Annotated in this window: 9 protein-coding genes; 3 read left to right on the top strand and 6 right to left on the bottom strand. The window is 71.8% G+C overall.

All coding sequences use genetic code 11. From position 1 onward, the window contains the following. The 5 genes from EYA84_RS21380 to EYA84_RS21360 all read right to left on the bottom strand — a co-directional run. On the bottom strand, window positions 1-359 hold a 359-nt coding region (locus EYA84_RS21380; protein ID WP_153227114.1), incomplete at its 3' end, for an AMP-binding protein. Between the two features lie 4 nt (window positions 360-363). Further along, the gene (locus EYA84_RS21375) at window positions 364-2,373 is read right to left on the bottom strand and encodes a hydantoinase/oxoprolinase family protein (protein ID WP_131054826.1); all 2,010 of its coding nucleotides are present in this window, start codon (window positions 2,371-2,373) and stop codon (window positions 364-366) included. 73 nt (window positions 2,374-2,446) lie between these two features. Further along, window positions 2,447-3,277: an ABC transporter permease gene (locus EYA84_RS21370; RefSeq protein ID WP_131054825.1), complete on the bottom strand. Its 831-nt coding sequence runs from the start codon at window positions 3,275-3,277 to the stop codon at window positions 2,447-2,449. Further along, window positions 3,274-4,098: an ABC transporter ATP-binding protein gene (locus EYA84_RS21365; RefSeq protein WP_236145888.1), complete on the bottom strand. Its 825-nt coding sequence runs from the start codon at window positions 4,096-4,098 to the stop codon at window positions 3,274-3,276. Before EYA84_RS21365 ends, EYA84_RS21370 begins: the two co-directional genes overlap by 4 nt. A 17-nt stretch (window positions 4,099-4,115) precedes the next feature. Continuing rightward, window positions 4,116-5,072 (bottom strand): ABC transporter substrate-binding protein, encoded by a 957-nt coding sequence (locus EYA84_RS21360; RefSeq protein ID WP_131054823.1) that lies wholly within the window; start codon window positions 5,070-5,072, stop codon window positions 4,116-4,118. A 274-nt stretch (window positions 5,073-5,346) separates the two neighbouring features. Between EYA84_RS21360 and EYA84_RS21355 the strand changes: the two genes are divergently transcribed. From EYA84_RS21355 to crcB, 3 genes are all read left to right on the top strand, one after another. Next, window positions 5,347-6,168: a MaoC/PaaZ C-terminal domain-containing protein gene (locus EYA84_RS21355; protein WP_236145887.1), complete on the top strand. Its 822-nt coding sequence runs from the start codon at window positions 5,347-5,349 to the stop codon at window positions 6,166-6,168. A 221-nt stretch (window positions 6,169-6,389) separates the two neighbouring features. Further along, window positions 6,390-6,911, top strand: coding sequence for a CrcB family protein (locus EYA84_RS21350; RefSeq protein ID WP_236145886.1), 522 nt, complete (start codon window positions 6,390-6,392; stop codon window positions 6,909-6,911). After that, complete coding sequence (gene crcB, locus EYA84_RS21345; protein WP_131054821.1) at window positions 6,908-7,282, top strand: fluoride efflux transporter CrcB; 375 nt, start codon at window positions 6,908-6,910, stop codon at window positions 7,280-7,282. Before EYA84_RS21350 ends, crcB begins: the two co-directional genes overlap by 4 nt. 133 nt (window positions 7,283-7,415) lie before the next feature. Here crcB and EYA84_RS21340 read toward each other — a convergent pair. Then, the coding region (locus EYA84_RS21340) for a DUF4139 domain-containing protein (protein ID WP_131054820.1) at window positions 7,416-8,114 on the bottom strand (699 nt) is incomplete at its 5' end.

Genomic DNA, 8,114 nt, shown 5'->3' with positions numbered 1-8,114 from the left:
GCGGTGGCGGCGCCGTCGCGGTCGCGGAGGCGACGGGCGACGAAGAGTCGGCGGGGACGGCTGCGGGCCAGTGCCGTGGTCAGCTCCGGGGTGCTCAGCCCCGGATGCAGGGTCACCAGGGCGGCGCCCCGCCACGCCGCGGCGGCCAGCAGGACCAGCCAGTCGAGGCTGTTCTCGGCCCACACGGCGATCCGGTCGCCCCGGCCGACGTCGAGCGCGGCCAGGGTGGCCGCCCGTCGGCCGGCGAGGTCGGCGAACTCCCCCGCCGACACCGTTCGGTCCAGGTCGAAGGCGTACAGGGGGCGGTCCGGATGCTGGGCGGCGTGCTCCAGGACGGTGGCGTCGAGGGCGTGGATCACCGGATCACTCCTTGACGAGCAGCAGGTTTCCGTGGTCGTCGACGGTCGCGGTCCACCCGGCGCCGACCACGGTCGTGCTGCCGTTCTCCCGGATGACGGCCGGACCGGACACCGTGCGGCCGGGGGCCAGGTCGGTGCGGCGGTGGACGGTGGCGTCGACCCAGCCGTGTGCGCCGTAGACGCGGGTCGGCTCGGGCTGGGGGGTGGTGCCGGACGGGGGCGCGAACCGTACGTCGGGGCGAGGGCCGTAGGCGGTGAGTCGGCAGTTGACGATCTCGACCGGGTGGCCGGAGCGGGCGTAGGCGTACCGGTCGGCGTAGGCGGCGTGGAAGGCCGCGACCAGGTCCTCGACGGTGGCCGGGACGTCCTCGACGGGGACGGCGAGGTCGAAGGACTGGCCCCGGAACCGCATCCCCACCGACAGACCGAAGGTGACCTGGTCGGGTTCGACGCCGTCCTCGGCCTTGAGCTGGGCCCGTGCGGTGTCGCGCAGTTCGGCCACCACGGCGCGTACGGCGTGCAGTCCGCTCTCGTCGGCCGCCACCAGCACGGTGCGGACGTAGTCGTGCCGGGCCTGGGCGGTGACGAAGCCGAGGGCGGAGAAGTTGCCCGGCACCGGTGGCACGAGGACCCGGCGGATGCCCAGGTCGTCGGCGAGCACGGTGGCGTGCATGGGGCCGGCGCCGCCGAAGGGCATCAGCACGAAGTCCCGGGGGTCGTGGCCGCAGGCGACCGAGATCTCCTTGATCGCGCTGGTCATCTTGGCGGTGGCGATGGTGAGGATGCCGTGTGCCAGTTCCAGGTCGTCGAGGCCGAACTCGGTGGCCAGGCGGTGCATGGCCGTGCGGGCGGCGGCGACGTCGAGGCGTACCTCGCCGCCGAGGCTCTCCTCGGCGTCGAGGTGGCCGACGAGCAGGTGGGCGTCGGTGGTCGTCGGCTCGGTGCCGCCCCGGCCGTAGGCGGCGGGGCCGGGGGTGGAGCCGGCGCTGCGGGGGCCGATGCGGAGTTCGCCGCCGAGGTCGCGCCAGGCGATCGAGCCGCCACCGGCACCGATGGTGTTGATCTCGACCTGGAAGGTGCGGTTCGGGTAGCCGGCGATCGTCCCGTCGTTGGTCATCAACGGGGTGCCGTTCTTGATCAGGCAGACGTCGGTGCTGGTGCCGCCGATGTCGCAGGTGATCACGTTCGGGTAGCCGGCCAGGCCGGCGACGTGGACGCTGGCGGCGACGCCGCCGGCCGGGCCGGACAGGGCCAGGTTGATCGGCAGCCGGCCGGCCTCCTCGGTGGACACCACCCCGCCGCTGCTGGTCATGATCGACAGTGGGTGGGCGTAGCCGCCCTCGGCGAGGGTGTCGCCGAGTCCGCGCAGGTAGTCGGAGACGGTGGAGCGGACGCTGGCGTTGAGCACGGTGGTGGCGAAGCGCTCGTACTCGCCCTGTTCCGGCACCACGTCGGAGGAGATGGTGCAGACCAGGTCGGGATAGCGTTCGGCGAGACGGGCGGCGGCGGCCCGCTCGTGCGCCGGGTTGCGGTAGGAGTGCAGCAGGCAGACGGCCACGGCCTTCGGCCCGGCGGCGGCCACCCGGTCCAGCACGCTGTCGAGGGCGGCGGTGTCCAGCGGCCGCACGACGCTGCCGTCGGCGCCGATGCGCTCGGGCAGGACGTGCCGCAGTCGACGGGGGGTCAGCGGGGGGCGTCCCGCCTCCTTGACGCTGTAGAGCTGCGGTCGGTGCCCGAGCCCCATCTCCAGGACGTCGCGGAAGCCCTCGGTGGCGACCACGCTGACCGGCTCGCCGGAGCCTTCCAGCAGTGCGTTGGTGACCCGGGTGGTGCCGTGGACGAAGCGGTCGACCTCGTCGAGGCGTACGCCGAGCTTGGCCAGGCCCTCGAAGATGGCCGCGGCCGGGTCGTCGGGCGTGGACAGGGTCTTGGCCTCGGCGAGCCGGGCGGTGGCCGGCTCGTACACGATGACGTCGGTGAAGGTGCCACCGATGTCGACGCCGATGCACAGCATGGCGAGCCTTTCGATAGTGGTGGGCGCGCGGGGGCCGGCGGCCGGCAGCGGCGCGCCGTCGGAGGCGGGCGGGTCAGAAGGTGACGCCGTAGCGGCGCAGGGTCTTGCTGGTGACGGTCCGCAGGATCCAGTCGAAGAGGTAGCCGAGCAGGCCCAGGGTGATGATGCCGACGAAGACCCATTCGGTCTTGGCGTAGTTGCGGGCGGTCCAGATGAGCGATCCGAGGCCGCTCTGTGCCGCGACGATCTCGGCGGAGACGATCGTCAGGAAGGAGTTGCCCATGGCCAGCCGGGCGCCGGTCACGACGTGCGGCACGGTCGACGGCAGCACCACCGAGGCCAGGGTGCGTGCCGCGTTGGCGCCGAGCGCGCGGGCGGCGCGCAGGCGTAGTTCGTCGACGGACAGGACGCCGGCCAGCGTGTTGAGCGCGACGATGAAGACGGTGGTGTAGAAGATCAGCGCGATCTTCGACGCCTCTCCCGGCCCGAGCCAGATGATCGCCAGGGTGACGAAGGCGATCGGCGGGACGAACCGGAAGAACTGGATGTACGGGTCCAACATCAGCCGCAGCCACGGTACGCAGCCCATCAGGAGCCCGACCGGTACGCCGATGACGACACCGAGCGCCCAGCCGGTGAGGATCCGGGTCGACGAGGCGCTGATCGAGCTGGCCAGCGTGCCGTCCTGGATGAGTTCGACCGCACCGCGCCAGGTGAGCAGCGGCGAGGGCAGGAAGAAGGCGGTGTAGTTGCGGCTGACCAGGTCCCAGATGACGACGCCGAGCAGCACCGACAGGGCCGACAGGCCGATCCGGGTCAGCCTGGGTCGGCTGGTGCGGCGGCGGGCCGGGCCGGCCGTGTCCCGGCTGGTCTTCTCCGGCACCGCGCGGAGGTCCACGCTCATCGTCGTGCCTTCCTGTCGGCGCCGTCGGTTGTCGGGCGCTGTCGACCGTCGTGTCCGTCGTCGAGGCCCTGGGCCTGCAGGGTGCGGGCCACCTCGGCGCCGATGTCCTCGCGGAGTTCGCGGAAGAGTGCGGCGCTGGCCGGGTCGGTCAGGTCGCGGGGCCGGGGCAGGTCGCACGGGTAGACGGTCTTGATGGCCGCCGAGGGTCCGGCGGTCATGGTGACGATCCGGTCGCCGAGCAGGATCGCCTCGCCGATGTCGTGCGTGACGAACACGATGGTGGCGCCGGTCTCACGCCAGATCCGGTCGAGTTCGACCTGCATGACCAGGCGGGTCTGGGCGTCCAGGGCGCCGAAGGGTTCGTCCATCAGCACGACCGACGGTTCGTTGGCCAGCACCCGGGCCAGTTGTGCGCGTTGGCGCATGCCGCCGGAGAGTTGGCCGGGGAACCGGTCGGCGCTGTGGCTGAGCCCGACCATCGCCAGGTAGCGGTCGACGTCGGCGGCCCGCTGGGCCTTGCCGACCCCGCGCATGCGCGGGCCGAACTCGACGTTCTGTCGGACCGTCAGCCACGGGAAGAGCGCTTCGGCGCTCTGGAACACCACGCCCCGGGAGACGTCGGGGCCGGTGACCCGCGCGCCCGCGCAGGTCACCTCCCCACCGACGGGTGTGACGAAGCCGGCGATCGCGTTGAGCAGTGTCGACTTGCCGCAGCCGCTGGGGCCGAGCAGGCAGACGAACTCCCCTGCGGCGATGTCCAGGTTCGCCTGGCGGACCGCAACGAAGTCGCCGAACCGGATGTCGACGTCGCTCACGGACACCGGGGAGCCCGTACGGTTCACGCCACCCCCCTGATCATGACGGTCGCCGGGTCGGCCTTCTGGCTGACGATGTTGCTGTCCTGCTGGAACTGGGCGATCTCGTTGTAGCGCTGGATGTCCTCGTCGGTGAAGTCACGGACCTGGCACTGCACGCCTTCGAGGAGGGACTGGGCCTCGGCGGCGGGCACCTTGATCGCGGTCTCGGTGACGGTGCCGGCCTTGGCCGGGTCGGCGGTGAGCTGCTCGCAGGCCTGGGCGATGGTGTCGACGACCTTCTTGGCCGTCTCCTTGTTGCCCTCGTACCAGGCGCCGTCGACGCCGATCACGAGGTTGTAGACGTATCCGATCTCGCCGCTCGTCAGCAGCACGGTGCCGCCGTTGGCGACGCCCCGCGAGGGCCACGGCTCCCACATGATGTAGCCGTCGACGTCGCCGCGTTGCAGCAGCGCCGGCATCTCGGCGGGTGAGGCGTTGACGAACTCGACGGTGTCACGGGCGATGTTGCGGCTGTCGAGGACCTTGTTGGTGGCGTACTCGTTCACGGTGCCCGGCACGACGCCGTACTTCTTGATGCCGGCGACGTCGGTGATGCCGGAGCGGGCGACGAGCTTGATGAAGCTGGGCGACTGCGAGAAGACCGCGAGTCCCTTGATGTCGCCCCGGGTCGCGCGGTTGAGCAGGCTGGATTCGGTGCTGGCGGTGACCTGGCCCTGCTTGGCCAGGATCGCGTCGAGCCCGCCGGTCCCCTCCTGGTACTGGGTGACGGTCACGTCGAGCCCGGCCTGGTTGAAGAGGTTCTCCTGGTCGGCGAGGTAGATCGGCGAGTACGCCGGGTCGACGCCGACGCCGAAGTTGACGGCGGGGTTGGGGCCGCTGTCGCCGTCGGACTCGCCGGAGGACTGGTTCTCGGAACACGCCGCCATGGCGACGGTCATCAGCAGGGCGGCGGCCGCAGCCGTTACGCGCATTCTCATGGCTACCCCAGACTTCAGCGGCTCATATTGTGGTCTTGGTTTCTTAATATGGGACGCTACTGTGAGGCGCTCGACAACGTCAAGAGGCGCAAGTGAAAGCCTCTCACCACAGACAGTAGCCAGAGACCGCCGAACGCCCCGTCGCGCTCATCAGCACACGGAGGAGATAGCGACCATGAAGTACCTGAACAACCCACTTGGTGCGACGAGTCCGAAATCTCGGGCGGGCGAGCCGGACAAGGCGACCGTCACGCAAAGTGTCGATAGCTCGGCCGTGGATCGGCTCATCTCCCGCAGCGGGGACACGCCGACGACGATCGAGCGGACCTGGACCGTGACCGACACGCTCCTCTACGCCCTCAGCGTCGGCGCCGGAGCCGACGAACTCCGTCACACCACGGAGAACACCGCCGGGCACCCGCACGCCGTACTCCCGAGCTTCGCCACCCTGCTCGCCGCCGACCCGCCCTACCTCGGCGAACCGGCCGTCGTCCGGCACGCCGGGGAGACCCTGACCCTGCACCGACCGTTGCCACCCGCCGGCCGGGCCCGCATCACCGCCGCCGTCACCGGCGTCCACGACCAGACCAGCGGCGCTCTGCTCCACCACCGATCCGAGATCCACGGCACCGACGGCGTCCACCTGGCCACCGTCGAGCGCAGCATGTTCGTCATCGGGGCGGGCGGCTTCGACGGCCCACGCGCACCACGCACCCACTGGCAGCGACCGGCGGAGCACCCCGACCACACCACTGCCCACCACACCCGCCCTGATCAGGCGCTGCTCTACCGCCTCAACGGCGACCGCAACCCACTGCACTCCGATCCGGCGGTAGCCGTCGCCGCCGGCCTACCCGGCCCCGTCCTGCACGGCCTGTGCACGTTCGGCTTCGCCACCCGGACCCTGCTGCGCACGATCGCCGACGACGCCCACGACCGGGTACGACGGCTCAGCGCCCGGTTCACCGCACCACTGTTCCCCGGCGACACCCTCACCGTGCTGGTGTGGCGCCGCCCGGGTGGCGCACTCTTCCAGGCCGTCGACGGCCGAGGTCGTCCGGTCCTCGACCAGGGCACGCTGGACCTGCACGGATGACCACGAGGCGACGTCCGCACGCCTGAGTCCGCGCCACGGACGGGGAGCCCCTCCCGGCGGTGCCGAGCGGTAGCCTGGACGGGCAGCCACCTTTCGAGGTGGCGGCACGGCGGTGGGGCCCGCCGTACCCGAACCGTGCCGCACCCGGTCACCAACGGTCCCTACCTGATGATCCTCGCGCACGCCCGCACCGGGTGTGGAGACCGCCCAGGTAGGAGCCCGTGTCCGTGCCGCGTGACGAACACCGCGACCCAGCCGCCCGCAGCCCGCTGCGCGAACCGGTCGATCCCGACATCGTCGTCCCACCGGGGCCACCCGGTCGGGTGCCGCGACAGATCGAGATCCTCGCCGCGATCGCGGCCGGCGGCGTCCTCGGCGCCTGCGCCCGCTACGGTGCCGTCGTGCTGTTCCCGACCGCGCCCGCGGCGTTCCCGTGGACGACGTTCTGGATCAACATCACCGGCTGCGCTGTGATGGGTGCGCTCCTGGTCCTGATCACCGAACGGCGCACCGCGCACCCACTGGTCCGGCCCTTCCTCGGCACGGGCGTCCTCGGCGGCTACACCACGTTCTCCACCTACACCCTCGACGGCCAGCACCTGATCGGTGGCGGTCGGGCGGGCACGGCACTGTTCTACCTCGGCGGCACCCTCGTGGCGGCGCTGGCCGCCGGGTGGGGCGCGGCGACGCTCACCCGACTGTTCCTCGCCACCCGCCCCACCCGGGACGGAGCCGCCGGATGAACTGGCTCATGGTCATCCTCGGCGCCCTCGTCGGCGCGCCCCTGCGCTACCTGATCGACCGCACCGTCCAGGCCCGGATGGGCACCGCCTTCCCGTGGGGCACCTTCACCGTCAACCTGCTCGCCTGCGTCGCCCTCGGTCTCCTCGCCGGGTTCAGCACCGCGACCACCGTGCCGGCTGCCCTGCAGCACCTGATCGGGACCGGCCTGTGCGCGACGCTGAGCACCTACTCGACGTTCTCCGTCGAGACGATCCGCCTGACGGAGAACGGCGCGACGCTGCTGGCGGTCGCCAACGCCCTCGGTAGCGTCCTGGCCGGGCTGGCTGCTCTCTCCCTCAGCAGCCACCTCGCCATCGTGCTCCTCAGCTGAGTGCGACGGCCCGCGCACCGCTCGGAGGATGTCGCCACGATCGGGTCCGGTTGGCTGACGTGCTGGCGCAAACCCGTGATCACGCCCCGAACGGCACACCCGCTGCCGGCAGCAACCGTGGACCCGGCGGCTGCTACTCCCGCCAGCCGGTCAGCTCGACCCCCTTGGCCAGGTCCACCCGGAAGCCCAACGCGATCTCGCCGCTCTCGCCCGGCGCGAGCGACAGCCGCCAGGTCACCTCACCCAACTCCGTCCGCTCGACCGGCGGCGGCACCACGGTCGTCTCGCGTACCACCACCGCCTCGTCACACGAGACCGGGAGCTGGTCACGCACCTCGACGGTCGCCGGACGGGACGTGTGGTTGTCGACGGTGATGCGGTACTCCACCTCGCGCCGCCGGGTCGACCCGAGCGTGGCCTTGGTCTCGGCGCGTCGGTGCAGCTTCCGCTCCACCCGCATCCGGTCGTCCACCCCGAGCGCCACCTCGGTCTCCTCACCCGGCGCCCACATCGGCAGCCGGGTGGAGGCGACGAAGTCGGCATCGTGGAACACCGAGGCCGGGCCCGCGAGCAGCGCGTGCTCCGAGGTGTTACGGACCGTGGCCCGCAGGTGGGCCTCGGCGGCCCGGACCGGTGCGGTGACGTGGTCCAGCCGGGCCGGTAGCTCCAGCACGGCGATGACGGCCCGGTGGACGCTGCCGTCGGCGGGCACCGCCACCGGCCGGGCCGGCCGGTAGGTGGCCGCGCTGACCCCCTGCTCGACCTCAGCGACGCTCTCCCGCAGCTCCTGCGGGACCGGTGGCGCGGCCCGCGCCCTGTCTCGTATACACAT

This window comes from Verrucosispora sp. SN26_14.1, from assembly GCF_004307965.1.
GTDB lineage: Bacteria > Actinomycetota > Actinomycetes > Mycobacteriales > Micromonosporaceae > Micromonospora.
This window is presented reverse-complemented; position numbering and strand designations above follow the sequence as displayed.

Bases quoted from the DNA above. Each gene is read 5' to 3' on its own strand.
- EYA84_RS21375 (WP_131054826.1), bottom strand. From the start codon at position 2,373: ATGCTGTGCATCGGCGTCGACATCGGTGGCACCTTCACCGACGTCATC.
- EYA84_RS21370 (WP_131054825.1), bottom strand. From the start codon at position 3,277: ATGAGCGTGGACCTCCGCGCGGTGCCGGAGAAGACCAGCCGGGACACG.
- EYA84_RS21360 (WP_131054823.1), bottom strand. From the start codon at position 5,072: ATGAGAATGCGCGTAACGGCTGCGGCCGCCGCCCTGCTGATGACCGTC.
- crcB (WP_131054821.1), top strand. From the start codon at position 6,908: ATGAACTGGCTCATGGTCATCCTCGGCGCCCTCGTCGGCGCGCCCCTG.